General features: G+C 61.4%; 27 protein-coding genes and 5 tRNA genes. 13 read left to right on the forward strand and 19 right to left on the reverse strand.

Annotated features, from left to right (window positions below):
- Positions 1 to 576: a nucleoside deaminase gene (locus tag GU3_RS04615; RefSeq protein WP_014291386.1), complete on the reverse strand. Its 576-nt coding sequence runs from the start codon at positions 574 to 576 to the stop codon at positions 1 to 3.
- 226 nt (positions 577 to 802) lie between these two features.
- Between GU3_RS04615 and rlmD the strand changes: the two genes are divergently transcribed.
- Both rlmD and GU3_RS04625 read left to right on the forward strand, forming a co-directional pair.
- Positions 803 to 2,143 (forward strand): 23S rRNA (uracil(1939)-C(5))-methyltransferase RlmD, encoded by a 1,341-nt coding sequence (gene rlmD / locus GU3_RS04620; protein WP_014291387.1) that lies wholly within the window; start codon positions 803 to 805, stop codon positions 2,141 to 2,143.
- A gap of 56 nt (positions 2,144 to 2,199) precedes the next feature.
- A complete protein-coding gene (locus tag GU3_RS04625) occupies positions 2,200 to 2,400 on the forward strand; it encodes a hypothetical protein (RefSeq protein ID WP_014291388.1) in 201 nt (66 codons plus the stop codon).
- Between the two features lie 46 nt (positions 2,401 to 2,446).
- On the opposite strand, the gene GU3_RS04630 is transcribed toward GU3_RS04625, so the two are convergent.
- From GU3_RS04630 to rsmC, 6 genes are all read right to left on the reverse strand, one after another.
- Positions 2,447 to 3,007, reverse strand: coding sequence for a CBS domain-containing protein (locus tag GU3_RS04630; RefSeq protein WP_014291389.1), 561 nt, complete (start codon positions 3,005 to 3,007; stop codon positions 2,447 to 2,449).
- Positions 3,008 to 3,083: 76 nt separating this feature from the next.
- The gene (locus GU3_RS04635; protein WP_014291390.1) at positions 3,084 to 3,374 is read right to left on the reverse strand and encodes a hypothetical protein; all 291 of its coding nucleotides are present in this window, start codon (positions 3,372 to 3,374) and stop codon (positions 3,084 to 3,086) included.
- Positions 3,375 to 3,511: 137 nt separating this feature from the next.
- Positions 3,512 to 3,597, reverse strand: a tRNA-Leu gene (locus GU3_RS04640).
- Positions 3,598 to 3,668: 71 nt separating this feature from the next.
- Positions 3,669 to 3,754, reverse strand: a tRNA-Leu gene (locus GU3_RS04645).
- A 51-nt stretch (positions 3,755 to 3,805) separates the two neighbouring features.
- Positions 3,806 to 3,891: transfer RNA gene (locus GU3_RS04650), tRNA-Leu, on the reverse strand.
- Positions 3,892 to 4,028: 137 nt separating this feature from the next.
- On the reverse strand, positions 4,029 to 5,048 hold the full coding sequence (rsmC, locus tag GU3_RS04655) for a 16S rRNA (guanine(1207)-N(2))-methyltransferase RsmC (protein WP_014291391.1): 1,020 nt from the start codon (positions 5,046 to 5,048) through the stop codon (positions 4,029 to 4,031).
- Between the two features lie 290 nt (positions 5,049 to 5,338).
- On the opposite strand from rsmC, the gene dapA reads away from it, so the two are divergent.
- Positions 5,339 to 6,211 (forward strand): 4-hydroxy-tetrahydrodipicolinate synthase, encoded by an 873-nt coding sequence (gene dapA / locus GU3_RS04660; protein ID WP_014291392.1) that lies wholly within the window; start codon positions 5,339 to 5,341, stop codon positions 6,209 to 6,211.
- Between the two features lie 55 nt (positions 6,212 to 6,266).
- Here dapA and hfq read toward each other — a convergent pair whose 3' ends face one another.
- A complete protein-coding gene (hfq, locus tag GU3_RS04665; RefSeq protein ID WP_014291393.1) occupies positions 6,267 to 6,638 on the reverse strand; it encodes an RNA chaperone Hfq in 372 nt (123 codons plus the stop codon).
- Positions 6,639 to 6,813: 175 nt separating this feature from the next.
- Between hfq and GU3_RS04670 the strand changes: the two genes are divergently transcribed.
- Complete coding sequence (locus GU3_RS04670; protein ID WP_014291394.1) at positions 6,814 to 7,986, forward strand: MFS transporter; 1,173 nt, start codon at positions 6,814 to 6,816, stop codon at positions 7,984 to 7,986.
- 10 nt (positions 7,987 to 7,996) lie between these two features.
- Here the strand turns inward: GU3_RS04670 and GU3_RS04675 are convergent, their stop codons facing one another.
- From GU3_RS04675 to mutY, 7 genes are all read right to left on the reverse strand, one after another.
- A complete protein-coding gene (locus tag GU3_RS04675) occupies positions 7,997 to 9,181 on the reverse strand; it encodes a multidrug effflux MFS transporter (protein ID WP_014291395.1) in 1,185 nt (394 codons plus the stop codon).
- Positions 9,182 to 9,291: 110 nt separating this feature from the next.
- Entirely contained in the window at positions 9,292 to 9,501 is a 210-nt protein-coding gene (locus tag GU3_RS04680; RefSeq protein ID WP_014291396.1) for a cold-shock protein, read from the reverse strand.
- 246 nt (positions 9,502 to 9,747) lie between these two features.
- Complete coding sequence (locus GU3_RS04685) at positions 9,748 to 10,725, reverse strand: hypothetical protein (RefSeq protein ID WP_014291397.1); 978 nt, start codon at positions 10,723 to 10,725, stop codon at positions 9,748 to 9,750.
- 112 nt (positions 10,726 to 10,837) lie between these two features.
- Positions 10,838 to 10,913, reverse strand: a tRNA-Phe gene (locus tag GU3_RS04690).
- Positions 10,914 to 10,947: 34 nt separating this feature from the next.
- A tRNA-Phe gene (locus GU3_RS04695) sits at positions 10,948 to 11,023 on the reverse strand.
- A 94-nt stretch (positions 11,024 to 11,117) separates the two neighbouring features.
- Positions 11,118 to 11,393 carry an oxidative damage protection protein gene (locus GU3_RS04700; RefSeq protein WP_014291398.1) on the reverse strand — a complete coding sequence of 92 codons (276 nt, stop codon included), beginning with the start codon at positions 11,391 to 11,393 and terminating at the stop codon, positions 11,118 to 11,120.
- Positions 11,393 to 12,472, reverse strand: coding sequence for an A/G-specific adenine glycosylase (mutY, locus tag GU3_RS04705; protein ID WP_041542938.1), 1,080 nt, complete (start codon positions 12,470 to 12,472; stop codon positions 11,393 to 11,395). The genes GU3_RS04700 and mutY overlap by 1 nt, the downstream gene beginning before the upstream one ends.
- A gap of 134 nt (positions 12,473 to 12,606) precedes the next feature.
- Here mutY and GU3_RS04710 point away from each other — a divergent pair, with 134 nt between their 5' ends.
- Positions 12,607 to 13,785, forward strand: coding sequence for a PLP-dependent aminotransferase family protein (locus GU3_RS04710; protein WP_014291400.1), 1,179 nt, complete (start codon positions 12,607 to 12,609; stop codon positions 13,783 to 13,785).
- Between the two features lie 155 nt (positions 13,786 to 13,940).
- Here the strand turns inward: GU3_RS04710 and GU3_RS04715 are convergent, their stop codons facing one another.
- Entirely contained in the window at positions 13,941 to 15,128 is a 1,188-nt protein-coding gene (locus GU3_RS04715) for a M24 family metallopeptidase (protein ID WP_014291401.1), read from the reverse strand.
- Between the two features lie 389 nt (positions 15,129 to 15,517).
- Here GU3_RS04715 and GU3_RS04720 point away from each other — a divergent pair, with 389 nt between their 5' ends.
- Positions 15,518 to 16,789, forward strand: coding sequence for a dicarboxylate/amino acid:cation symporter (locus GU3_RS04720; RefSeq protein ID WP_014291402.1), 1,272 nt, complete (start codon positions 15,518 to 15,520; stop codon positions 16,787 to 16,789).
- Positions 16,790 to 16,831: 42 nt separating this feature from the next.
- Here the strand turns inward: GU3_RS04720 and GU3_RS04725 are convergent, their stop codons facing one another.
- Positions 16,832 to 17,263 carry a PACE efflux transporter gene (locus GU3_RS04725; RefSeq protein ID WP_014291403.1) on the reverse strand — a complete coding sequence of 144 codons (432 nt, stop codon included), beginning with the start codon at positions 17,261 to 17,263 and terminating at the stop codon, positions 16,832 to 16,834.
- A 90-nt stretch (positions 17,264 to 17,353) separates the two neighbouring features.
- Here GU3_RS04725 and GU3_RS04730 point away from each other — a divergent pair, with 90 nt between their 5' ends.
- Positions 17,354 to 18,244: a LysR family transcriptional regulator gene (locus GU3_RS04730; RefSeq protein ID WP_014291404.1), complete on the forward strand. Its 891-nt coding sequence runs from the start codon at positions 17,354 to 17,356 to the stop codon at positions 18,242 to 18,244.
- On the opposite strand, the gene GU3_RS04735 is transcribed toward GU3_RS04730, so the two are convergent.
- A complete protein-coding gene (locus GU3_RS04735) occupies positions 18,226 to 19,128 on the reverse strand; it encodes a folate-binding protein YgfZ (RefSeq protein ID WP_014291405.1) in 903 nt (300 codons plus the stop codon). The genes GU3_RS04730 and GU3_RS04735 overlap by 19 nt on opposite strands.
- 118 nt (positions 19,129 to 19,246) lie before the next feature.
- Here GU3_RS04735 and GU3_RS04740 point away from each other — a divergent pair, with 118 nt between their 5' ends.
- Entirely contained in the window at positions 19,247 to 19,510 is a 264-nt protein-coding gene (locus tag GU3_RS04740; protein WP_014291406.1) for a succinate dehydrogenase assembly factor 2, read from the forward strand.
- Positions 19,479 to 19,862, forward strand: a complete 384-nt coding sequence (locus GU3_RS04745) for a protein YgfX (RefSeq protein WP_014291407.1) — start codon at positions 19,479 to 19,481, stop codon at positions 19,860 to 19,862. Before GU3_RS04740 ends, GU3_RS04745 begins: the two co-directional genes overlap by 32 nt.
- On the opposite strand, the gene nadB is transcribed toward GU3_RS04745, so the two are convergent.
- On the reverse strand, positions 19,850 to 21,475 hold the full coding sequence (gene nadB, locus GU3_RS04750; RefSeq protein WP_014291408.1) for an L-aspartate oxidase: 1,626 nt from the start codon (positions 21,473 to 21,475) through the stop codon (positions 19,850 to 19,852). The genes GU3_RS04745 and nadB overlap by 13 nt on opposite strands.
- Before the next feature lie 181 nt (positions 21,476 to 21,656).
- On the opposite strand from nadB, the gene rpoE reads away from it, so the two are divergent.
- Genes rpoE through GU3_RS04770 form a run of 4 tightly spaced genes read left to right on the forward strand, consistent with a single transcriptional unit; the run spans position 21,657 to position 24,230 of the window.
- Positions 21,657 to 22,235, forward strand: a complete 579-nt coding sequence (gene rpoE / locus GU3_RS04755; RefSeq protein WP_014291409.1) for an RNA polymerase sigma factor RpoE — start codon at positions 21,657 to 21,659, stop codon at positions 22,233 to 22,235.
- A 13-nt stretch (positions 22,236 to 22,248) separates the two neighbouring features.
- A complete protein-coding gene (locus GU3_RS04760; protein ID WP_014291410.1) occupies positions 22,249 to 22,806 on the forward strand; it encodes a sigma-E factor negative regulatory protein in 558 nt (185 codons plus the stop codon).
- A 15-nt stretch (positions 22,807 to 22,821) separates the two neighbouring features.
- Positions 22,822 to 23,790, forward strand: coding sequence for a MucB/RseB C-terminal domain-containing protein (locus GU3_RS04765; protein ID WP_014291411.1), 969 nt, complete (start codon positions 22,822 to 22,824; stop codon positions 23,788 to 23,790).
- The gene (locus tag GU3_RS04770) at positions 23,787 to 24,230 is read left to right on the forward strand and encodes a SoxR reducing system RseC family protein (RefSeq protein ID WP_014291412.1); all 444 of its coding nucleotides are present in this window, start codon (positions 23,787 to 23,789) and stop codon (positions 24,228 to 24,230) included. The genes GU3_RS04765 and GU3_RS04770 overlap by 4 nt, the downstream gene beginning before the upstream one ends.
- The last annotated feature ends 8 nt before the right edge of the window (positions 24,231 to 24,238 follow it).

Below are 24,238 nucleotides of genomic sequence, written 5' to 3' on the forward strand. Positions count from 1 at the left end.
TCATGCTTTCCCAAGGGCGCTTTGGCCTTTCCAGTCTTCCAGCTCGAGCCTGGGTTGCTCGGTGCGAAAGCGGGCATAGAGTTCAATGCCCTGAGAGTCTTCGAGAATATCGACCTGTACGCCCCTGGCTTGCAGCAGGGCTTCGTTGCCGGCGGCATTGGTGACATCACCGACCACGACCCGGCCAAAACCACGCATATACAGCAGGGTGGCGCAGACATCGCAGGGGCTGAGCGAGGTAAACAGCGTGGCCTGGCTGAAATCCAGGCGACCGGCGTCACGAATGGCCGAGGTTTCACCATGGTTGTAGGGATGGTTTTCCTGCACCAGGGTATTGTGGCCCTTGCCCACAATGCGGCGCGTGGCGGTGTCGATGATCACGGCACCAATGGGGCAGCCGCCTTCGTCATAACTCTTTTGGGCCAGCAGCACGGCGATGCGCATAAAGTCGGCGTCACTCAGGCGCTGCACAAAGGCATCGTTGAGCAGTACCGGCAGGCTGGCGGTGGGCATGTGGGCAATGGCGGTGAGCACGGGCCCGGAAATGGGCGTGTTGTGATCAAACAGGCTGGTCATGAGGGCTCCTTCCAGGTTGGTGGTCAAAGGTCGCCGGCTGTTCAAGCCGGCGACCTGCGGTGATGGCGTGGCGCCGGCGCCTTGGGGCCAGCATAACGCACCGTTGGTTTCACTTGTATCTTTGGGTTTACGCCGGTGTTTTTGCGGGCTGTTGCGGCGGGGCCGGCTCGGGTAAACTTCGCCCTTTGCCGGCCCCGCCGGTGTGTTGCAATTCAGAGTGTACATCATGTTTAAAACCGGCCAGTTGCTTACCCTTTCCATTCACAGCCTTACCGACAAGGGCGATGGCATTGCCAGCCATGAGGGCAAGCCCGTTTACGTGGCCGGTGCTCTGCCCGGCGATGAGGTGGAGGCGCAGGTGACCCTGGCCAAGCCTCGCTATGCCCAGGCCGAACTCAGGCGCGTGCTGGCGTCGGCGCCGGGCCGCTGTGCCGACTTCTGCCCCCACACCGCCTGCGGCGGCTGCCAGCTGAGGGTGATGGACTATGCCACCCAGCTCGAGCTGAAGCGCGGGCTGCTGCTGACGGCGCTGGAGGAGCGGGGCCTGAGCTGCCCGGTGGGCGACATTCTGGGCATGAGCGAGCCCTTTCATTACCGCAACAAGGCCCAGTTTGCGGTGCAGCCCGGTCCCACCGTCGGCTTTTATGCCAAGCACAGCCACCAGCTGGTGGAAGTGGAGCAGTGTCGAGTGCAGGCGCCGGTAACCGGTGACATTACCGCGCTGGTGCGCCAGTGGATGCGGGACTGGGCGGTGCCGGCCTTTAACGAGGCGCACCACAGCGGCTGTGTACGTTACCTGATGGTGCGTGACGGGGTGCACAGCGGTGAGCTCATGGTGGTGCTGGTGGTGGCGGAAGAGCCGGAAGCCGCGGCCCTGGAGGCCCTGGTGGAGCGGCTGGCGCGAGTGCCCCACATGGCCAGCGTGCAGCTTTGTCTGAACGAGGCCGCCGGTAACCGGGTGCTGGGCCAGCAGGTGCGTACCCTGTGGGGAGAAAGCACCATTACCGACACCCTGGGCGAGCTGCAATTTGATATTTCGGCGTTGTCGTTTTACCAGATCAACCCGCGACAGACCGAGGTGTTGTACCGGGAAGCGGTGCGCTTGGCGGCGCTCTCGGGCACCGAAACCGTGTTTGATCTCTACAGCGGCATTGGCACCATCAGCCTGTTCCTGGCGCCCCATGCCGCCCGGGTGCACGGCATCGAGCTGGTGTCCGAGGCGGTGGCCGACGCCGAGCGCAATGCCGCGCGCAACGGCATGACCAACGTCAGCTTTCATCAGGGGGCCGCCGAGCAGCTGGTGCCTGCACTGTATGAGCAGGGGCTGAGCGCCGATGTGGTGGTGGTGGATCCGCCGCGCAAGGGCTGCGATGAGCAACTGCTTGGCACGCTGGCGCAAATGCGTCCGGCCCGGCTGGTGTATGTGTCGTGCAATCCCAAAAGCCTGGCCCGGGATGCGGCCTGGCTGAGCGAGCACGGTTTTGAGCTGGCCGAGGCCACCCCGGTGGACATGTTCCCCCACACCATGCACGTGGAAACCGTGGCCCTGTTTACCCTGAAACGATAACGCTTGCCATAAATACAATTGATAACTATTATCACCTTCTTAATCAGGAGGTGATCATGGTGGTATTACTGGTCGTGGGCTGGCTAACCCTGGTGTGGTGGGTGCCGGCGTCGTCACTGACCCTGTGGCTGAGCGCGGGCTTTGCGTTGTTTGCCCTGTTACTGGCCATGCCGTCGGTCAGCCGGCACTGGTACTGGCTGCCGGTGGGCGGCCTGGCTGGGCTGGGATTGTTGCTGGCCATGCCCTTTGCTATATAGACAAGGCGCAGCCTTCGCCGCGCCTTGGGTGTTCCACCGGCTTTGCTCAGTCCGACAAAGAATCAAAAATATTCAGAAAGGTGGGTGCCTTGCTGATATCCAGATCGATATGCAAACGCTCGGCCAAATCCCGGGCCGAGATCACGCCGCGGATCTGGTGCTGATCCCGGTCTACGACCAGGCAGTAGGCTTCACCACTGTGCTGTAGTGTGGCAATCACATCGCCTATGGTGCATTGCTGTAACTGTTCGTGGGCCAGCGCTTTGAGCTGCTCCCGTGGGCGCATCAGATCCGACACCATGATCTCGTGGCGCAAATCGCCATTGGCGACCCGGCGCATCATGGCCGGGCCCGAGAGTTGTTCCTGTTCAATCAGTCCCACCAGTTCGCCCCGGCTGTCGACCACCAGTTTAAAGCGGCTGTGTTCGTGCAGCATGATCTCCTGAGTGTGGGCGGCGAGTGTGTCCGCATCGATCACATCGGGTGTGCTGTGGCTGAAGTCTTCCACCAGCTCCAAAGCCGGGGAGTGGAGATCGGCATGGCCGAAATGACGGGGGTGAACCAGGTGATCCGTGGCATCCACGGCATACAGAGGCAGTGTTTTCATCATGTTTTCCTCGCGCGTTCAGAGACGGAGCCCTGAACCAATAAGATCATGGTTGGCCGGCAAGGGGCCGGTCGTGTCAGGCGAGAAAAACTGCAGGAGGGGCGCGGGCAAAATGGTGACGGCGGCCCTGCTTGTCCGCCGGCGGCCAGAACCCCACCCCGGGCAGAGAAAAGCGGCTGTCCGCTAGTACCGGCGTCTGGAAAAGCAGGCCATGCTCTGGATCATCGGCACCGGAGAAAAGGTCGGCCTCGGCCGGTTGAGTGAGCAGGGTCAGCTGCTGGCTGGAAGGCTGGTCAACGGCGCTGCCATGGGCGAGCACAGGCTGCGCAAGCAGCAGGCAAAACAGGGAATACAGGATCCAGCGCATGGGCACAGCCGTTACAATTCGTTAACACAACAACGATAATGTGTTGGCGAAAGACGGAATGCAATAGCCCGTTGCATATTTTTACAAATCGGGAAGGTTAAAACAGAAGGGATATTACCGGGAGAGTAAAACAATCGTGGTGCGAAGGGGGGGACTTGAACCCCCACGTCCGAAGGACACTAACACCTGAAGCTAGCGCGTCTACCAATTCCGCCACCCTCGCATACCTGATTGTTCGGCTGTTTGACATGGGCCACCATGATGATATTTGAGCCGTTCGCAAGCCGTTAAGCTTGGTGCGAAGGGGGGGACTTGAACCCCCACGTCCGAAGGACACTAACACCTGAAGCTAGCGCGTCTACCAATTCCGCCACCCTCGCATGCTCAAATTGTTCGGCTGTTTTGGATGAGGCCGTCATCGTTTCTCAGTGTGGTGCGAAGGGGGGGACTTGAACCCCCACGTCCGAAGGACACTAACACCTGAAGCTAGCGCGTCTACCAATTCCGCCACCCTCGCCCGTGCTGAGGACTGCGAATTCTATAGATTTTTTACTGGTCGTCAATATGCTTTTTTTGCAAAAACATAAAAAAAACGGCCTTGCCGGCCGTTTGATTAAAAATGGTCCAGTTTCACCATGTTCAGGGGGGCAGGGCTCAGGCCTGCGCTCGGTAGATCTTGAACCGGCCGTTGGAAGCCAGGGTCTGGCACTGGCCAAAGCGTTGCTCAATCAGCTCCGGATAAGGCAAAAAGGCGTTGGCCACCAGCAGCAGGCAGCCGCCCGGCTTGAGATAGTCTTTGGCCTGGGTGAGCAGAGTCTCGGTGGTGCTGTAAAAGGTCTTCAGCCCGGCATGAAAGGGCGGGTTGCTGATGATGCAGTCAAAGCGGCCCTGTACCTGGCTCAGACCATCAGAGGCATATACCTTCGCCTGCAGGCCATTTTCGGCCAGGGTCAGGCGGCTGGCCTCCAGTGCCAGGGCGTTGATGTCGATTTGCTCCAGTTCAATGCCGGGATTGCGTTTTAGCAGGCTGGCACCGATCACCCCGGCGCCGCAGCCAAAGTCCAGCACCCGGCCGTGCAGCCCGTCTGCGTTGTTGAGCAGCAGCCGAGTGCCTGCATCCAGGTGATCGGCGCTGAACACCCCGGGCAGGGTGCAGATGGTGAGCCGCTCCTCTGCCAGCGGGTAGCGGCGTACCCAGTCTGCGGCCACCAGGGGCGGGACGGGGCGGCTCAGCTCGGCCTGGTAGAGGCTGGCGCGTCGGGCGCTGTCGAGCTTGTTGACCTGCTCGCAATAAGGCGCCAACAACTTGGGGGCGGCCTTGACGCCGCCCTTGTTGTCGCCGGCCATAAACACCGGGGCGCCGGGGGGCAGCAGCGGCAGGCAGGCGGCCAGCAGGTATTCGGCCTCGGCCTTGGCCTTGGGCATCAGCAGCAGCAGGCCGGCGGCGGGTTCATTGGCGGGCACGGCGCCAAATTCGGTGTTAACGCCACTGCGGGGGCTCAGCCACTGAAAATAGCGAAAGTCGGTAGTGAATACCCGTGGCGCCGGGCCGTGTTCGGCCAGTAGCCCGGGCAGGTTGTCCTCCAGCAGGCCGCACACCAGCAATGGCTGATGGCACAGGGTGTCCAGGTTGCGGCTCAGCATTTCGCTGACCGGGGTCAGGGCCTCATACATCTCGTGTTCCTGCGTTATCTGACAAAATCGGCATTATACATGGCGTGGCCCCCCTTGACATTTGCCGGTGGTTGGCAAAAGATGCTGTTCAAGGTTTTTTCAGGTGTTCTCCATGCTCATTCCAGTCAAACGCAAACCGGCCAAACCGCTTAAACGTAAAGCGGCCTGTTTTTTTGCGTGACCGACGCCTGATACGTTCAGACCAGCCCTTGTCAAAACCCCGGTTACGCTTTCGCGCCCGGGGTTTTTTAATTCAAAATTTAATCCTCTGATCAGGAGAAGGAGTTTCCATGTTTCGCGGTTCTTTAGTTGCCCTGCTTACTCCCTTTGACGGTGACCGGCTCGACGAGGCGGCGCTGCGCCGGCTGGTTGACTGGCACATCAAGGAGGGTACTCACGGCCTTGTGCCGGTGGGCACCACCGGGGAAAGTCCGACCCTGACTCACGACGAGCACTGCCGGGTGATTGAAATTGTGGCCGAGCAGGCCGCCGGCCGAGTGCCGGTGATCGCCGGGGCCGGCTCCAACAATCCGGTGGAGGCCATTGAATACAGCGTGTGTGCCCAGCAGGCGGGCGCCGATGCCACTTTGCACGTGGCCGGTTACTACAACCGCCCAAACCAGGAAGGCCTGTACGCCCACTTCAAGATGCTGCACGATGCCACCGAGCTGCCGATCATCGTGTACAACATACCACCCCGCGCCGTGGTCGATATTCAGCCCGCCACCCTGGCCCGCATGGCCGAGCTGCCGCGGATTGTGGGCGTCAAGGATGCCACCGGCGATCTGAACCGCCCCTGGGCCGAGCGTCAGCTGATTAAAAAGCCCTTTGCCTGGCTGTCGGGCGAGGATGGCACTGCCGTGTCCTATAACGTGGCCGGTGGCCAGGGCTGCATTTCGGTGACCGCCAACGTGGCGCCCCGGCTGTGTGCCCAGTTGCAGGATCTGACCCTGGCCGGCAAGTGGGAAGAAGCCCGCGCCCTGCAGGACCGGCTGCTGCCGCTGCACCAGGTATTGTTTGCCGAGCCCAACCCGGCCTGCCCCAAGTACGCCCTGTCGTTGCTGGGCATGGCCAGCGAGCATTGCCGCATTCCGGTGGTGCCGCTGCAGCAGGACACCAAGGCGCGCATTCGCCGGGTCATGGAAGAGCTGGAACTGATATAAAAAATGGCCGCGCAAGCGGCCATTTTTTTGAGCAGGAGTCACCGGCAGAGGCGTATCAGTGATCGTCGCTGCCGTTGTCGTTACCCTGATGCTGATCTTCCCGGTGGCCGTGGTGATCATGATGGCTGTCGTAGCGGGGACGACGGGGCTTGTTGATGATCACGCCGGTGCGCGGCGGACGGCGGCTGGCCGGTGATATGGTGGAAATCTTGGCCTTGTAGATCAGCTGCTGCTGGCCACGAGGATCGGACAGCAAAATGCTGTACTGGTCAAAGGCACTGATCATCCCTTCAAGTTTGATACCATTGGTAAGGAAAATGGCGCAGTGGGTCTGGTTCTTGCGCAACCAGTTCAGTGCCGCATCCTGCCCGTTACCCAATGAAAAGGCTTGCTGCAGCGATTGGGGGTTCGATGATGGGGCGGTCATGTCGGTCAGTCCTTTTTGTTATTTTTCAATCTTGATTGTGCTTAATGAATGGTCGGCTTGTCAAAGCAAAGCGTAAATAAAATGCCCCTTTCAGCACGCATGTCGCCAAAAGTTCTGGTCCCATTCTGCCGCCATTTCTCTCCCGTTTTAACCGATACAACCAAAAGGAGCCAAAGTGACCTCTTCTGTTTCCGGCACCACCATTATGGTGCTGGCCTGCCTTATTGTCAGCATGGGGCAACTCAGCCTGGGGCTGGTATTTCCCATCCTGCCCGGCATCAGCCAGGCCCTGGCCGAGGATCCGGAGCGGGTGCAGTGGCTGATCTCCGCTTACCTGCTGGCTTTTGGCCCGGTGCAACTGCTTTACGGGCCACTCAGTGACGCCCGCGGCCGTCGCCCGGTGTTGCTGGGCGGGCTGGCCCTGGCGCTGGCGGGAGTGGGGCTGTGCCTGCTGCCGGACGTGAGTTTTGAGGGACTGCTGGCCGGCCGGCTGTTGCAGGGACTGGGGGCCGGCTGCGGCGCCGTGGTGTCCCGGGCCATGCTGAGAGACAGTTTTGACGGCGGCGCCTTGCGCAACGCCCTGTCCTACATGGCCATGGCGGCGTCCATCACGCCGGTGCTGGCGCCGGCGCTCGGGGGCATGCTGGGGGATCACTTCGGCTGGCAAAGCGTCTTTGCCGCCATGATGCTGTACCTGGGAGGGCTCTGGCTGGTGCTGCTGGCCCGGTTCAGGGAAACTCACCAGGGACCGCGCCTCAGCCTGCACCCGGGGCGTATCCTCAACAGCTACCGGGCGCTGCTTGGCCAGCGTCATTTTCTGGGGCATGGCGGCATGTTATGGGGCCAGTTTGCGCTGATGATGACCTCGGTGTCGGTGCTGCCCTATGTGATGCAGCAGCAGATTGGCATGAGTGCGACGGAATACGGCCGCTGGGCGTTGCTGCCGGCGCTGGGGTTGTTGCTGGGGGGCATTATCAACAACCGTATTCAGTTCTGGGTGCGGGCCGAGCAGGTGTTGCGCGCCAGTCCCTTTATTCAGCTGGTGGCGGGACTGTGGATCATGCTGATGCCGCTTGAGCCCTGGCTGATGGTGGCGGGGGTCTTTATTCAGGCACTGGGCAACGGCATGGCCTTTCCCAACGCCATGAGCCGGTTGCTGGAGCCTTACCGGGATCTGGCCGGCTCGGCAGCGGCATTATCGGGGGCGATGCAGATGCTCTGTGCCAGCCTGCTGACCGTGGTGCTGGCCCACGCCGGGGTGGATACGGCCTTCAGCCTGGGATGGTGTGTGGTGCTGGGCGCCCTGGCGTTGAAGGGGCTGTCGGTGTTTGCCATCGGGCGGTTTTAGGCCTGCCCCTTCAGGCCGGGCACTGGTCTTTTTGCGGCAGGCGTTGCAGCACCAACAGGGCGCCGCCCGACAGCAGCACTATGACCAGGGCACAGGACTCGCCGGCCGGCAACGGCAGCCGGCAGGCCGCAAGGGAAACGCCGGCGGCGCCGGCCATTTGCAGGCAGCCCAGCAGGGCGGCGGCGCGGCCGGCACGATCGGCAAAGGGGGCCATCGCCGAGGCAGACGCGGCACCCAGCGCCAGTGAAAAGCCCACCGAGCACAACCCCATGGGCAGCATAAAGCCGGTCACTCCGAAGGCGCCCTGCACGCCAAACAGCATGGCGACGCCCCCCAGCAGCTGCAATCCGGTTCCCAGTGCGGCAATGCGATGCCTGTCCAGCTGCCGACCCAGGCGGGGCAGTGCAAAGCTGGTTGCCATGATCAGCACGGCGTTGCCGGCGAACACCAGGGCAAAGTCGCTCTCGTTCAGTCCCAGTTGCTCCATCAGTACCAGGGGAGCCAGGGTCACGTAGGTGAGCATGGTGCCCATGGCCGCCAGACAGGTAATGCCATAGGCCCGAAAGGCGCCGTGCCGCCACAGCTCACGATAGAGGGTGGTGCTGAGCAGGGGCTGACGCAGGGTATGGGTGGGGCGGCTTTCCGCCAGACAATACAGGCACAGCAACAGGGTCAGCAGGGCAAACAGCGCCAGAAACAGGAAGTTGGCCTGCCAGCCCAGGCTCAGGGTCAGACCGGCGCCCAGCAAGGGGGCGAGGGCGGGGGCCAGGCAGAGGCTGCCGTTGAGGTAACAATAGGCTCGTACACAGTCATGGCCATTAAGCCGGTCGCGCACCACGGCAAAGACCACCACGGATGCACCACAGGCCCCCAGCCCCTGAATGAGACGTCCCAGCAGCAGGACCGGCAGGCTTTGGGCCAGCACCGTCAGCAGGGCCCCGAGCAGAAACAGCACAGTGGCGGTCAGGGCCACCGGGCGGCGGCCGTAGTTATCGGCCAGAGGACCAAAAAAGGGCTGCCCCAGCCCCAGCGCCAGGATAAATACCGACAGGCTCACCTGAATGTCTTCGGTACTGGCGGCAAACTGGCTGGCCATGGCGGGAATGGCCGGCAGATAGATATCGATGCCCAGAGGGCCGAGCAGGATCAGGGGTAACAGCAGCAATACCAGCCGGGTTACGGGCTCTCTTTCCATGCACTCTGCCTTGTCGGGGGGCTTGCTTGCCGTTACTCGGGGCGCCGGCGGCAGACATAAAAAAGCCGCGCTCGAGAGCGCGGCTTTGAAATGCTTTTAGACGCAGCCTCTTACAGAGGTACTACGTTCTCAGCCTGAGGACCTTTCTGGCCTTGGGCTACGGTGAACTCAACGGACTGACCTTCAGCCAGGGTCTTGAAGCCCGGAGTCTGAATGGCGCTGAAGTGTACGAATACGTCAGGGCCTTGTTCCTGCTCGATGAAACCGAAACCTTTGGCTTCATTGAAGAACTTTACTTTACCTTTAACAGTGTTAGACATACCTAAATCCTGTAAACAAACTTGCTAGAAAAATCGACTTGAAAATACAGCCTTGACTTATGAAATACAGGACGAGGTACTACTAGGAACTTCGTAATGAACATAAATTCAGCGGTATTATCAGAGCCAAAATCACTCTAACCGGTTCCCTGGTGGGGGTCAACAGGTATTTTTATGGTCGGTGGCGGGTTCACAAAATTTTCATCCGCCCTGCAAGGGAAGGGGATTTCCGGACGCCTCGAGCATTTACCTGCCCCAGGACAGATCGCCCCGGAACAGCAGTTCCAGGCGCAGGGTAACACCGAACTCGGCATCGTAGTTCTGCTCCCTGGGAAAGTGCAGCTCGGGAATGAAGTCCACGAACAGGATCTCCCGGTGCAGGTTGCGCCGGTAATGGCTGAGCAGATAGTAGTCGTGCAACCGGGGATCGGACGCGCTGCGGCCCACGGCCACGGCGGCATAACGGATCACGCTGCGTTTGCCGAGCAACTGATTGAGCTCGATGCCTTCGGAATATTCCAGGGTGTCGATTTCTTCCAGCCACTGCACATTGGTAATAAAACGCAGATGGTAAATGTCGTTGAGGGGGCGCCCCAGATCCCAGCGACTGCGCACCGAATAGCCCTCTTCATTGAACCACGAGGCCCGGCTCCAGGAGTCGAGCAGCCAGGGGCCGTCGTTCAGCTGCCACTGGCGCTCTCCGGTGAAGCGCACGTAAGGATCCAGCGGCAGCTTGACCTTGATGCCGGCCCCCGCATCAAAACGCCAGGCTTCGCGCTTGTCCCGGTCACTGAGGCGACGCAGGCCGATCAGAAAGTCTTCGGTTCTGAAATTGTTGTTGCTGCGGGCGGTGTTGGCCCCCTGTTCGGACAGGCTGCCCTGGGATTCTTCCGGGTCGCTTTCAATCAGAATGCGCAGCCGCTCCTCGGTGGTGGGCAGGTCCAGCTTCAGGCGCAGGGCGGTGTCCCAGTCGTAGCGATCCCGTTCGTGCCATGAAAACTCCTGGCTGAAGCGCATGTAGGATTCGTTTTCTATGGTCAGGCTGTCGTCGGAGCCAAAAAAGTTGTCGATATTGCGGGCGTTGTTGTCGAGCCAGTCGGTCACCCTGTCGTGCATGGGGGTGACGTTGTCCACCACCCAGTGGGGCAGGTCGGTGTCTTCTTCATGATTGGCATGGCCGATTCCCAGGGGCAGCAACAGCAGGGGCAGTAGCATGAGTTTCATGGCAGTATCCTTTGCCTGGGCTTTTACTAAGACTAGAAAACAGTGGGCGGGAATACCATGAGCGGGTTGCAGACACAAAAAAAACNGCACGAGGCTGGTTTTTTGTGTTGTATGGTGCCCAGAGGCGGAATCGAACCACCGACACGGGGATTTTCAATCCCCTGCTCTACCGACTGAGCTATCTGGGCAGGTTGGGCTTTTACTGGAAAAGACACCGAAAAATGGTGCCCAGAGGCGGAATCGAACCACCGACACGGGGATTTTCAATCCCCTGCTCTACCGACTGAGCTATCTGGGCAACGGGGCGTCATTTAAATCGATCGCCCCTGGCAAGTCAACCGCTTTTTCCGGGCCCTGAGACTGTTCGCTCAAGGCGTGAGCAAAGCGGTGATTTAGTTGCCGGAAGGCGGGGTATAGCCCTCAATATCGACGTCGGCGCCTTCAAACAGGTAGGCGACCATTTCCTTTTCGAGCAGCTGACGATGTTCGGCATTCATCATGTTCAGCTTTTTCTCGTTGATCAGCATGGTCTGCTTCTTCTGCCACTCGGACCAGGCTTCCTTGGAAATGTTGTCGTAAATGCGCTTGCCGAGCTCGCCCGGATACATCTGAAAATCCAGACCTTCGGCTTCCTTTTTCAAACGCTGGCAAAAAATGGTTCGGCTCATCATGTCCTCTTGTGCAGTTGCGGGTAGGCGAGCAGCTTTTTGGTGGCGGCCGCCAGGCCTACGGGGGCCGGTTGACGCAAGTTATACCAAAGACGCTCATCACTGGCCATGACCTCGGCGGGAATGTGCGGCAATTGCACGCGCCAGGGGCTGATATCCAGGTGAAAGTGGCTGAAGGTATGACGAAAGCCGGGCAGGGGCTCGGGCTCGCCGGCATCGGGAAAACGGGTGAGCCAGCGGCGCATTGCTGCCTCGTCGGCAAACTCCGGAAAACAGTAGAGTCCGCCCCACAGCCCCTGGGGCGGGCGCTGTACCAGCAGCACCTGTTCTGCACTTTGCAGCAGCACGAAGCAGGCCTGCTTCTGTGGCTGCACGGTTTTTTTCGGTTTGGGCTCGGGAAAGGCGGTAGGCGTGCCCAGCCGCCGTGCCTGGCAATCGTCGCTTACCGGGCAGCGCTCACAGGCGGGTTTGCTGCGGGTGCAGATGGTGGCGCCCATGTCCATCATGGCCTGGTTGTACTGGCTGACGCCCTCGGCGGGGGTCAGTTCGGCCACCTTGTCCCAGAGCGCGTTTTCCACGTCCTTTTTGCCCGGCCAGCCTCTCTGGCCCAGCCAGCGGGTGAGCACCCGCTTGACGTTGCCGTCGAGAATGCCGTGATGCTGACCAAGGGAGAGCGACAGCACGGCACCGGCGGTGGAGCGGCCGATGCCGGGCAGACCCAGCACTTCTTCAAAACGCTCGGGAAAACGTCCCTGGTAATGATCGCGGATCACTTGGGCGGCCTTGTGCAGATTGCGGGCCCGGGCGTAATAGCCGAGGCCGGTCCAGTGGTGCAGCACTTCGTCCTGGTCGGCATCGGCCAGGCTGACCACATCGGGAAAGCGTTCCATAAATCGCTGGTAGTAGGGGATCACCGTGGTGACCTGGGTCTGCTGCAGCATGATTTCGGACACCCATACCCGGTAGGGAGTCTTATTTAGCTGCCAGGGCAGGGTCTTGCGGCCGTGCAGTTCGTGCCAGGCCAGAATGCGTTGGGAAAAGGAAAGGCTGTTCACTGGAGTGGTCAGTTGGTTTGGCATGGGCGAATTCGACCACAAGCCGGGGCGGGGTGCAAACCCGGGGTGTTGTTTATGGTTTGTTATTGCGATGTTTTCTGATACAAAAGAAAGGTTTTGTTGGCGCCCGCCACGCGTGGTAATTCAGAGAGACCCCTATGCAGCCGTTTTTTGCCCAGCGCTTTGCCAAGGTAGAGCCTTCCTTTATTCGAGAAATACTGAAAGTCGCCGTCAATCCGGAAGTGATCTCCTTTGCCGGCGGCCTGCCCAACCCCGCGTTCTTTCCGAGCGAAGAGCTGGAAGTGGCCACCGCCAAGGTGTTGCAAAACAAGGGCAATGGCGCGCTGCAATATGCCGCCACCGAGGGCTTTGGCCCGCTGCGGGACTATATTGCCGCCCGCTACCGTACCCAGCACGGCATGGAAGTGAACCCCGACAATATTCTGATCACCAACGGCTCTCAGCAGGCGCTGGATCTGATTGGCAAGGTGCTGGTGGACGAGGGCTCGAAGCTGATCATCGAGGAGCCGGGTTACCTGGGCGCCATTCAGGCGCTGTCGGTCTATCAGCCCGAGTTTCAGGGCGTATCCCTGAACGATGACGGCCCCGATCTGAATGAGCTCGATGCCCTGCTGTCCGAGCCCAACCATGCCCGGCTGATGTACGGGGTGACCAACTTTCAGAACCCGTCAGGTCTGAGCTACAGCCTGGAAAAGCGCAAGGCGGTGGCCGAACGGCTAATCAAGCACAATGTGCTGATGGTGGAAGACAACCCCTACGGTGAGCTGCGTTTTGAAGGCGAACACCTGCCACCCATCGCCAAGCTGGCGCCGGAAAACGTGGTGCTGCTGGGCTCCTTTTCCAAGGTGGTGGTGCCGTCTTTCCGCCTGGGCTGGATGCTGGTGCCCGACTGGCTGCGCCAGAAGATCACCATTGCCAAGCAGGCCTCCGATCTGCACACCAACGGCTTTGTGCAGCAGGTGCTGTACAGTTACCTGCAGGACAACAGCCTGGATGCCCATATCGATCGCATCCGCACCGTGTACGGCGGGCAGAAAAAGGCCATGGAGCAGGCGCTGCTGCGCCATTGCCCGGGGCTGGATTTCACCCGTCCGGAAGGCGGCATGTTCCTCTGGCTGCGTCTGCCCGAGCATATCAGCGCCATGGAGCTGTTCCATCTCTCCATCAAGGAGAACGTGGCCTTTGTTCCGGGCCGGCCCTTCTATGTGCGCCCGGACATTCTCAATACCGCTCGCTTCAGTTATTCCGGCTCCGATGCCGCCACCATTGAAGAGGGCATCAGCCGCCTGGGACGAGTCATTCGTCAGGTACTGTAAGACTCAGGTGCTGTAAAACTCAGTGCCGTAAAACAAAGGGGCCGGCCGGCCCCTTTGTTTATTTCCCCTTCGCAGAATAACACCCGGTAGCTGCCCTAGTTGAAGGTCGCAGCGATCCGCCTCATGGTGCCGTCTTGCTGTGGCGTCATTGCCTGTCACTTTTTAACAAACAGCTGGCGCGGGTAGTTGCACAGGGGCTCGCCGCCGGTTTCGGTGATCACGATGCTTTCGGTGGTTTCCATGCCCCAGTCATCCAGCCACAGGCCGGGCATAAAGTGAAAGGTCATGCCCGGCTCCAGCAGGGTGTGATCCGTGTTGCGCAGACTCATGCTTCGCTCGCCCCAGTCCGGCGGATAGCTCATGCCGATGGGGTAACCGCAGCGGGCGCCTTCACGGTCAAAGCCGTAGTCGGCCAGGGTGGCGTTCAGGGCGTTGGCGATATCGGCGCAGCGGTTGCCCGGCTGGGCCGCCGCCAGTCCGGCCTCAAGGCCGGCGTTGAGGGCTTCCTCGGCGCGCAGGAAATTGTCGGTGGGCTGGCCCAGATAAATAGTGCGTGACAGCACGCAATGGTAGCGGCGGTGACAGCCGGCCAGCTCGAAAAAGGTGCCCTGATCCCGGCAAAAAGGCCGCTCGTCCCAGGTGAGGTGGGGCGCCGAGGCATCCATCCCCGAGGGCAGCATGGGAACGATGGACGGGTAATCGCCGAAATGACCGTCGTGCCCCTCCATCGCCACCCGGTAGATCTCCGCCACCAGCAGGTGCTTGGGCAGCCCCGGCTCTATCATCTCCAGGGCGGCAGCGTGCATGCGCTCCACGATGCGGGCGGCGATGCGCATGTACCTGAGCTCGGTGTCCGACTTGATAGCCCGGCACCAGTTGACCAGGGCGGTGGCGTCCACCAGCTCGGCGTCGGGCAGGTTCTCATGCAGAGCCTGCCAGGCCGCCGGGGTGAAGTAGTAACTGTCCATTTCCACCCCGATGCGGCCATAGCCCCAGTCACGGGGTTTAAGGTACTGGTTGGCCAGGTATTCCATGGCATTCATCGGCGGGTTCATCACGTAGTAGTCGGGATACCACAGAATGTTCTCCTCCTCTATCCAGACGGTGCGCCGGGCGCCGTTGGCATCCATCTGGCGGCCAAACCACAGCGGCTCACCGGTCATGTTCACCACTGCGGTCTGGGGGGTATAGAAGGACCAGCCATCGTAGCCGGTGAGCCAGGCGATGTTGGCCGGATCGTGCACGATCAGGGTCTGAATATCGCGTTTCAGCATATCGGCCCTGACCTTGGCCAGGCGCTGATGATATTCCTCGCGTGAAAAACTGGGGATCTGTGTGTGCATGCCGCCCCCTGTAAGAGAAGTGTGAAGGCCATGAGCCCGATAACGGGACTCCCCCAGTACAGTTCAGCCGGGCCTGTGGTGTCAACTGGCCTGCCGAAAAGCGCCACCGGCGCCCTGGTGCTTCCCCGAGTATCGGGGGAGGCCGCCCTGGCCTGTGCTCAGGAAAACGCCATACGTTGCTGAAAGGTTGACATTCGGAACCCTAAAAAAATTTTAACCTTTACATTTTTTGTGAGGTTGATCACGGCTGCGCTCCCGTGGTGGATCATTATGGTTGCTGCGCTGTTTTTTGAATGTAAAATCCGTGCGCTTAGTAAGTGACTGGTTAAGTTATCTACAAATATAACAAACAGCAGATAAATGATTTGGCTTTTTCTGAGGACGTAGTAATGAAAGGCTCTCTTTCCACCCGGATTTTTACCGGGCTTTTTGTCGGCCTGCTGATCGGCAGCGCCATCCAGTACCTGTTCAAGGATGTTCCCCTGCTTGACGACGGCCTGGTCGGCCTGGCCGAAGGCCTGGGCGGCATGTTCGTGTCACTGATCAAGCTGATGGTGGTGCCGCTGGTCTACATCTCCATCGTGACCGGCATCTGTGAGCTGCGGGATATCGCCAGCTTCGGCCGCCTGGGCAGCAAGACCTTTGGTCTTTATATTGTCAACACCATGCTGTCGATTGCCGCCGCCATTCTGGTGGGCGTGATCTTCCAGCCCGGCCTGGGGGCTACCCTGCCTCACGGGGCGTCCGGCGCGGTGGAACTGACCACCACCGAAACCCCGGATCTGGGCGCCATGCTGGTGAACATAGTGCCCAGCAACCCGGTGCAGGCCTTTGCTTCCGGCGACATGCTGCAGATCATCTTCATGGCCATTCTCACCGGCCTGGCCATTCAGGGCCTGGGTGCCACCGCGGCACCGGCGGCCCGTGCTTTCCGCATGGCCAACGAGGTGATGATGAAGCTGGTGGGGCTGGTGATGACCCTGGCGCCTTACGGCGTATTCGCGCTGATGATAAGCCTGGGCGCCACCCTGGAAGCGGACACCCTGATGTCGGTGGCCGGTTACGTGGCCCTGGTGGTGATGGTGCTGGTGTTCTGGATCCTGGTGGTCTATCCGCTGGCCGTGTGGCTGACCACCGGCATCAAGCCGGGCGAGTTCCGCAAGGCCACTCGGGAGCAGCTGCTGTTCTCCCTGTCCACCGCCAGCTCCAACGCCACCATTCCGGTCACCATGCGCACCCTGACCGAGAAGCTGGGCGTGTCCCGGGCCATCGCCGGTTTTGGTGTGCCGCTGGGTGCCACCATCAACATGTCCGGCTCCGCCATTTACATTACCCTGGCCGCCATTTTTGCCGCCAACATTTCCGGCACGCCCATTCCCGCCGGTGATCTGCTGACCGTCGGCATTACCGTGCTGCTGATGTCGGTGGGCGTGGGTGGCGTACCCGGCGGTGCCGTGGTCATGGCCGGCGTGCTGCTGCACCAGATGGGCCTGCCGGTTGAGGCCATGGCCATCATCATGGCGGTAGACCGCATCAACGACATGTTCTGCACTTCCTCCAATGTGGTGGGCGATACCGCCGTCAACACCATAGTGGCGAAGATGGAAGGCAACCCGGACAGCATCGAGGATGCCGAGCCGGAAGCGGTCCGCAGCAAGTAACCATCACGTGATACAAAAAACCGCCGACCGGCGGTTTTTTTGTTATTCGGGCTGGGCGGTGGGGTTGGGAATGGGGTAGAGGCGATCGTAGGCCAGGTTGTACAGAAAGGCGTAGCACAGGTAAAAGGCCGACATGGCGATGTCCATCACAAAGGCGTCCCACAGACTGATGCCCAGGTGCCAGGCGATCATCGGCAAAAACAGCAACAGCAGGCCCCCTTCAAACAGCAGGGCATGCAGCACCCGGATGAGTGTGGTCTTGCGCACATCCCCCCGCAGTCTCAGCATGGCGTGATCAAACAGCAGGTTGTACACATAGTTCCAGAAGGTGGCGATGATCGATCCCACCAGCGCCATCAGGCCCATTTCAAACAGATCGTGGCCGAATGCCAGGCTGGCCAGGGGTGCAAAGATCACCAGGCCGATGATCTCGAATCCCAGGGTATGGCGAATACGATCTTGGGTGGTACGCATAACAACTCCTTTAACAAATGCCTGCTCAGAGAGGCATTCTATCTGCTATTGTTCGCTGATAAAGTTGGTAAGCATCGGTTTTACAGATAGATGAGTTTTTCTCTGGAACAGTTGCAGGCCTTTGTGGCCACCGTGGATACCGGCTCCTTTTCGGCGGCGGCCCGGCGTCTGGGCAAGGCCCAGTCGGTGGTCAGCACCGCCGTGGCCAACCTGGAAATTGACCTGGACAACCCGCTGTTCATACGCAGCAGCCGCTATCCCCGGCTGACTCCTGCGGGAGAGCGGCTGCTGATGGAGGCCAGGGTGATCCTGGAGCGGTGCGAGCACTTTCGCGGCGTGGCCAAAAGCCTGGGAGAAGGGGTGGAAAGCCGGCTGGTGCTGGCGGTGGATGAGCTGTATCCGTCCGAGCAGCTGGGCGCCCTGATGGACGAGTTTGCCCGTCGTTTTCCCTCCGTGGAGCTGGAGCTGCTGTTTCCGCTGATGGAAGACGTCAGCCGCATGGTGCTGGAGGAGCGGGTCGATCTGGGCATCATGTGGCGGCAGGAGATTCTGCCCTCGGCACTGAACTTTCACGCCCTGGGGCGGGTGCCGTTGAAGCTGGTGTGCGCCCCCGGTCACGCCCTGGCGGGACAGCGGGTGGGCTGGGAAGAACTCAAGCGCTATCGGCAACTGATGGTGGCGACCCGTAACGACAGTGAGGAAAAGGTCCGGTTGCGGGTGGCGGCGGATGTCTGGTGGGTGGAAAGCCAGTGGGTGATAGTCGAGCTGGTGCAGCGCAACCTGGGCTGGGCCTTTGTGCCCGAACACGTGGTGGCCGATGCCCTGGCCGCCGGCAGCCTGGTGTCACCGGCGCTGGAGTTTGACGATCAGGACTGGCCGGTGGCGCTGGAGCTGGTCTGGCACAAGCAGCGGCCCCTAGGCAAGGCCGCCGCCTGGCTGAAGGCGGCGGCCATCGGAGCGGCTCAGTCGGCCAGTGCGTAGGGTAGGGGACGCAGCCGCAGCCGGCTGTTGGGCTGATCCTTGACCCGCAGCACGGTGTCGGCATCCAGATCCTTGTTGAGCACCGACGTCAGCAGGCAGCGGTTGCCCCGGCAGCACACGCTCAGCACGGTGCCGGCCCGGCGCCAGTTGTCCCCCAGTTGCAGTTCCAGATCCTGGTTGACGGTTACCTCGCCTTCTACCTCGCCTTCCACAATAAACATGGCCTTTTTATTGGCGCCCCGGTACTTGGCCCGGGCCACGGTTTCCTGGCCCATGTAGCAGCCCTTGTTGAAACTGATCCCGCCAATAGCCTGCAGGTTGAGCATTTGCGGAATGTATTCGCCCTGGTGCTCGGCACTCATGTCCGGTAACCCGGCCTGGAGCATCAGCCCTTGCCATTCCTGCTCCTCGCCCTGGGGCAGATCGGGCAGGGCGGCGTTCTTGGGCAGCACCAGCAGGGCGTGTTCGGCGGCCACCGGAATAATAACGCCGCCCTGCCACAGGTTGCCGTCGCCGACCTCGTGGCTGAGCCAGTGGGACAGCCCCTCACCGGCCAGGCCGCAGACGCGCCAGCGGTCGCTGGCCTCCTCGATGTCGACCTTGGAAAACACCGCGAATTTTTTCAGCTCCGGCAGCTGGCGCGCCACCAGCGAGCGGTTCGTGACCAGCAGCAGTTGCTCGCCCAGATTGGCCAGCCAGAAACTGGCCCACAGTTTGCCCTTGCTGTCGCAATGGCCGCCGGGGCAGGCGTCGCCGGCATTCAGGGCGGCCACGTCACAGGTAACCTGGCCTTGCAGGTATTTGACCCGCTCATTACCGGTGAGGCCGATCACGGCCCGGTCGGTCAGCGGGTAAAGGCGGGGGGAGGAGGCGATGGTAAACACGGGTGTACCCTCTGTTTCATTCTTAAAATGTGACCCTCATGGTAAAGACGGCCAAGTTATTTGTCAGTATTCATTCGACCTTATACCATGAGCTTTGTTTTGTTACATGGAAGCCGACATGCTCACAACCTCCGACAAACCCCGCCTGATCTGGGCATGCCGCCGGGGCATGCTGGAGCTGGATGTCATTCTCGCGCCCTTTGTGGAGCACGAATACGACGCCCTGGATGCCGCACAGCAGGCCACCTTCCGCCGCCTGCTGGAGTGTGATGATCCGGACTTGTTTGCCTGGTTCATGGGCCACGACAGCTCAAAGGACGTTGCCCTGCAGGCCATGGTGAACCACATTCTTGAGCGCAACCAGCTTCGCAATCAACGCTGAGCCCTCGCGGCTGCACCGGCTGTATTTGCTGGGGCTGGCGCTTGCGCTCTGGCTGCCGGCCGGGCTGTTGCTCAGTGCCGACCGGCTGCCCTGGTTTGCGCCGGGCTGGTTGCTGGCGGTGGTGCTGATGTGGCGTCGCAGCCGGCATTACCGGTTGCAGGGGGAATTCAACGCCGGTGTGCTCAGCCTGAACGGCCGCCGCGGTGAGCTGTCCCAACACAGCCGGGTGGGGCCCGGCTTTTTGTTGCTGGTACTGAAGGGCGACCCCTGGCCGCCGCTGTGGCTGTTTCAGGATGCGGTGCCCGACGCCGTGTACCGGCGCCTGGCACGGCAACTGCTTTACGCCGGCTGACGGCGGCGGTAGTTGGCGGGGATCAGCACGGTGGGTTTGGGGCTGTCCTGCTGTTCGGGATAGTCCAGGGTGTAGTGCAGGCCGCGGGACTCCTTGCGCTCCATCGCCGACAACACAATCAGCTCGGCCACCTGCACCAGGTTACGCAGCTCCAGCAGGTTGTTGCTGACCCGGAAGTTGGCGTAATACTCCTGAATTTCCTGCTGCAACAGCTCGATACGGCGCTTGGCCCGCTCCAGCCGCTTGTTGGAGCGCACTATCCCCACATAGTCCCACATGAACAGCCTGAGCTCGTGCCAGTTGTGGTGGATCACCACTTCTTCATCCGAGTTGGTCACCTTGCTTTCATCCCACAGCGGCAGCATGGGCGGCTCCGGCGTGGTGGCGAGATGGGCCAGCATGTGCTCGCCGGCGGCGCGGGCAAACACGATGCACTCGAGCAGCGAGTTGGAGGCCATGCGGTTGGCGCCGTGCAGGCCGGTGTAGGACACCTCGCCAATGGCATAAAGGCCGTCGATGTCGGTGCGGCCCTGGCGGTCGACCATGACGCCACCACAGGTATAGTGGGCGGCGGGCACCACCGGCATGGCCTGTTGGGTGATGTCGATGCCCACCTTGAGGCAACGCTCATAAATGGTGGGGAAGTGCTTGATGATAAAGTCGGCGGGTTGGTGGCTGATGTCGAGATACATGCAGTCGGCACCCAGGCGCTTCATTTCGTGGTCGATGGCCCGGGCCACAATGTCCCGGGGCGCCAGCTCGGCCCGCTCGTCGAAGTCGGGCATAAAGCGGCTGCCGTCCGGGCGCTTGAGCAGGGCGCCTTCGCCGCGCAGGGCCTCGCTCAGCAGAAAGTTGTTGTCGTCCGGGTGATACAGGCTGGTGGGATGGAACTGATTGAATTCCATGTTGGCCACCCGGCAGCCGGCCCGCCAGGCCATGGCGATGCCGTCGCCGGAGCTGACGTCCGGGTTGGAGGTGTACTGGTACACCTTGGAGGCGCCGCCGGTGGCCATGGCCACAAACTTGGCGCGTACCGTTTCCACCCGCTCCTTGTTGCGGTTCCACACATAGGCGCCCAGCACCCGGTTGCCGGGCAGGCCCAGCTTGGCGGTGGTGATCAAATCCAGGGCGTTGACCCGCTCCAGCACGTGAATGTTGGGGTGACGCTTGACCTGGTCGATCAGGGTGGTCTGCACCGCCCGGCCGGTGGCATCGGCGGCGTGGAAAATGCGTCGGTGGCTGTGACCGCCTTCCCGGGTCAGGTGGTAGCTGGGCTCGCCCTGGGCCGACTCTTCGGTATCAAAGGGCACGCCCTGGCCGATCAGCCACTGAATGGCGTCGGGGGCGTTGCGGGCGGTGAATTCCACCACGGCCTCATCGCACAGGCCGGCGCCGGCGATCAGGGTGTCGGCAACGTGGGACTCGATGCTGTCGGTTTCATCAAAGACGGCGGCAATGCCCCCTTGAGCGTAAAGGGTGGCCCCTTCGGCGAGCGGTCCTTTGCACAGCACATGCACCTGAGCGTGGCTGGCCAGTTTCAGCGCCAGGGACAGGCCGGCGGCACCGCTGCCAATGATGAGCACGTCGCAGAGGTATTCAACGGGATCCTTCATAAAGTATCATTGGCTCGAAATGGAGAGTCTTTGCATGTTATCCCATGCGTTCCTTTCGCGCAGCCGTATTTGGCTTTTCCAAATGAGTTCAGAACTTTTTCCCGCCTGTGAAGTCCATTAAGGTACGCTTGTGACGGGCTGGTGGTCAGACACCGGAAGAATCGGAGGGTACGCGGCTCGTATGAGCGAAAATTTGACGGATCAGCAACTGATCGAGCGGGTTCAGCGGGGTGACAAGAATGCGTATAACCTGCTGGTGAAAAAATATCAGTACAAAGTGGCGAACCTGGTGTCCCGTTACGTGTCCAACCCCGGAGACGTCCCCGATGTGACCCAGGAGGCCTTTATCAAGGCTTATCGGGCATTACCCGGTTTTCGTGGCGACAGTGCCTTTTTCACCTGGCTGTATCGCATTGCGGTCAACACCGCCAAGAACCATCTGGTGTCGCAGCGGCGGCGCCCGCCGGGGTCGGACGTGGAGGTGGACGACGCCGAGTATTACGGCGGCGGCGATGCCCTCAAGGAGCTGGCTTCGCCGGAAAGCCTGATGCTGACCGAAGAAATCCGCCGGGCCGTGTATGAAACCATAGACGGGCTGCCGGACGACTTGAAAACGGCAATCACACTGCGAGAGCTGGAAGGGATGAGCTACGAAGACATTGCGAGTGTCATGGACTGTCCGGTAGGCACCGTCCGTTCACGCATCTTTCGGGCTCGGGAAGCGATTGACAAGCGGGTGACCCCCTTACTTCGGAGTTGAACGGGGAAGTGTTATGGCTAACAAAGAGCAAATATCGGCACTGGTAGACGGAGAAATTCAGGACAGGGTGTTGCTGGAGGACGTTGCCAACAACAAGGAGCTGGCCGACACTTTTGGCCGTTATCACCTGTACCGCGATGCCTTGCGCAACGAGCTGCCCGAGCGGCTGCCATTCGATCTCAGCGATGGCGTGATGGCGGCGCTGGAGCACGAGCCGGCGCTCACCGCCGCCAACGACAGCCAGGCGGCTCCTGGCCGGGAAAACGTGGTGCGGCCGCGCTTCGGCCTTGGCCGGCTCACGCCAGCCCTGCGCCACGCGGGCCAGTTTGCCATTGCCGCCTCGGTGTCGGCGGCGGTCATTTTCGGTGTGCAGCAATACAGTCAGCCCTCGGCCACCCAGTCGCCGGTGCTCAATACCGTGCCCCTGAGCGGCGGCGCCGCCCCGGTCAGCCTGAATTACCAGGCTGATGCCCAGCAGCGGGCCAAGGAGCAGCAACTGCTGGAGCAGGAGCGGCGCATCAACGCCCTGCTGATGGACCACGAACTGCAGCAACGGCTGCGCCAGGACTGAGGTAGCCATTTCTTGATGTATCGCGGACTGTGGGGGTGGCTTGCCCTGCTGCTGATAACGGCGTGGCCCGCCCGGGCCACCGTGGAGGCCGATCCGGAGGTGCTGCTGCAACGCATGCAGCAGGCCTACCGGCAATTGAATTTTGAGCTGACCCTGATCGACTCGGGCATCGGCGAGCCCGAACCCAAGCGGCTGACCCGGGGCCACCTCGATGGTCAGGCGCTGACCCACCTGCTGCACCTCAATGGTCGTCCCCGGGAGTTCGTCCAGCGGGATGATGAAACCAGCTTTTTTGATTACGGCCCCGAAGGTTACACCCTGCGCGACTCCCGTCTGCCGGGACTGTTTACCCGGGTGCAACGCTTGCCGCTGGCGCAGTTGCTAACGCACTACGAGGCGGTCATCGCCGGGCGCAGCCGGGTGCTGGGGCGCACCGCCAACCTGGTACGGCTGTTGCCCAGAGCGGAGCACTGCTACGGCTATGTCTTGTGGCTGGATCAGCAGTCCGGTTTGTTGCTGCGCCTCGACACCCTGGATCAGGAAGCCACCCTGGTGGCCCAGAGCATGGGGGTGGCGCTGACCATCAGCGAAGAGCCGGCGCCCTTGCTGCGGGAATTGCAGGCTATTCGCCTGCCTCCCGCCATGCCCCTGGCCGAGGTGCCCCCGGCACCGGGGCAGACCAGCTGGCAGGCCGGCTGGCTGCCGGAAGGCTTTGAAATCCGTACTCAAAATCGGCACCGGCTGCCGCTGACCGAGCAGCCGGTGGAGTACCTGATGGCGTCCAATGGCGTGGTGGATGTGTCGGTCTACGTGGCTGAGTCCACGGTCAGCGAGCCCCGTCAGCAACTGGTGCGTCAGGGGGCCACCCATCTGGTGAGCCTGGTCAGCCCGGGGCGAGTGGAAGTCACCGTGGTGGGCGACGTGCCCGCCGATATCGCCCGGCGCATCGCCGAGTCGGTTGCCCCCGCAGAGGCGAAAGAATGATTGAAGAAATCGCCACCGTGACCGCCGTGCACTCGGGTGGGGTGGAAGTCCGCTGTTTCAGCAAGTCGGCCTGTGGCCAGTGCCGGCAACGCAGCACCTGCGGCACCGGCCTGGTGTCGGGAGCCCTGCCGGAACGCAACCACCAGTTTGTGATCGCCACCGAGCTGGTGCTCAAACCCGGAGAACAGGTCCGCATCGGCATTCCCGAACAGAGCCTGATTACCGGCGCCCTGCTGGTCTATCTGCTGCCGCTGTTGTGCCTGCTGACCGGCGGCCTGGTTGCCGGCTGGGCCGGGCTGGGGGAAGGCGCCAGCATTCTGGGGGCGCTGGCCGGTGGCGGGCTGGGTTTTGGGCTGGCAGCCCGCCTTGCCCAGCGCCGCGGCCGGCGGGATCAGCCGGTGATACTGGGGCCGCTGATCCCGGTGGTGCGCGCCGACTAGTCCCGACT

It is taken from the genome of Oceanimonas sp. GK1 (genome assembly GCF_000243075.1).
Classification (GTDB): domain Bacteria; phylum Pseudomonadota; class Gammaproteobacteria; order Enterobacterales; family Aeromonadaceae; genus Oceanimonas.

Bases quoted from the DNA above. Each gene is read 5' to 3' on its own strand.
- GU3_RS04615 (WP_014291386.1), bottom strand. From the start codon at position 576: ATGACCAGCCTGTTTGATCACAACACGCCCATTTCCGGGCCCGTGCTC.
- rlmD (WP_014291387.1), top strand. From the start codon at position 803: ATGTTTAAAACCGGCCAGTTGCTTACCCTTTCCATTCACAGCCTTACC.
- GU3_RS04625 (WP_014291388.1), top strand. From the start codon at position 2,200: ATGGTGGTATTACTGGTCGTGGGCTGGCTAACCCTGGTGTGGTGGGTG.
- GU3_RS04630 (WP_014291389.1), bottom strand. From the start codon at position 3,007: ATGAAAACACTGCCTCTGTATGCCGTGGATGCCACGGATCACCTGGTT.
- GU3_RS04635 (WP_014291390.1), bottom strand. From the start codon at position 3,374: ATGCGCTGGATCCTGTATTCCCTGTTTTGCCTGCTGCTTGCGCAGCCT.
- rsmC (WP_014291391.1), bottom strand. From the start codon at position 5,048: ATGTATGAGGCCCTGACCCCGGTCAGCGAAATGCTGAGCCGCAACCTG.
- dapA (WP_014291392.1), top strand. From the start codon at position 5,339: ATGTTTCGCGGTTCTTTAGTTGCCCTGCTTACTCCCTTTGACGGTGAC.
- hfq (WP_014291393.1), bottom strand. From the start codon at position 6,638: ATGACCGCCCCATCATCGAACCCCCAATCGCTGCAGCAAGCCTTTTCA.
- GU3_RS04675 (WP_014291395.1), bottom strand. From the start codon at position 9,181: ATGGAAAGAGAGCCCGTAACCCGGCTGGTATTGCTGCTGTTACCCCTG.
- GU3_RS04680 (WP_014291396.1), bottom strand. From the start codon at position 9,501: ATGTCTAACACTGTTAAAGGTAAAGTAAAGTTCTTCAATGAAGCCAAA.
- GU3_RS04685 (WP_014291397.1), bottom strand. From the start codon at position 10,725: ATGAAACTCATGCTACTGCCCCTGCTGTTGCTGCCCCTGGGAATCGGC.
- GU3_RS04700 (WP_014291398.1), bottom strand. From the start codon at position 11,393: ATGAGCCGAACCATTTTTTGCCAGCGTTTGAAAAAGGAAGCCGAAGGT.
- mutY (WP_041542938.1), bottom strand. From the start codon at position 12,472: ATGCCAAACCAACTGACCACTCCAGTGAACAGCCTTTCCTTTTCCCAA.
- GU3_RS04710 (WP_014291400.1), top strand. From the start codon at position 12,607: ATGCAGCCGTTTTTTGCCCAGCGCTTTGCCAAGGTAGAGCCTTCCTTT.
- GU3_RS04715 (WP_014291401.1), bottom strand. From the start codon at position 15,128: ATGCACACACAGATCCCCAGTTTTTCACGCGAGGAATATCATCAGCGC.
- GU3_RS04720 (WP_014291402.1), top strand. From the start codon at position 15,518: ATGAAAGGCTCTCTTTCCACCCGGATTTTTACCGGGCTTTTTGTCGGC.
- GU3_RS04725 (WP_014291403.1), bottom strand. From the start codon at position 17,263: ATGCGTACCACCCAAGATCGTATTCGCCATACCCTGGGATTCGAGATC.
- GU3_RS04730 (WP_014291404.1), top strand. From the start codon at position 17,354: ATGAGTTTTTCTCTGGAACAGTTGCAGGCCTTTGTGGCCACCGTGGAT.
- GU3_RS04740 (WP_014291406.1), top strand. From the start codon at position 19,247: ATGCTCACAACCTCCGACAAACCCCGCCTGATCTGGGCATGCCGCCGG.
- nadB (WP_014291408.1), bottom strand. From the start codon at position 21,475: ATGAAGGATCCCGTTGAATACCTCTGCGACGTGCTCATCATTGGCAGC.
- rpoE (WP_014291409.1), top strand. From the start codon at position 21,657: ATGAGCGAAAATTTGACGGATCAGCAACTGATCGAGCGGGTTCAGCGG.
- GU3_RS04760 (WP_014291410.1), top strand. From the start codon at position 22,249: ATGGCTAACAAAGAGCAAATATCGGCACTGGTAGACGGAGAAATTCAG.
- GU3_RS04765 (WP_014291411.1), top strand. From the start codon at position 22,822: ATGTATCGCGGACTGTGGGGGTGGCTTGCCCTGCTGCTGATAACGGCG.
- GU3_RS04770 (WP_014291412.1), top strand. From the start codon at position 23,787: ATGATTGAAGAAATCGCCACCGTGACCGCCGTGCACTCGGGTGGGGTG.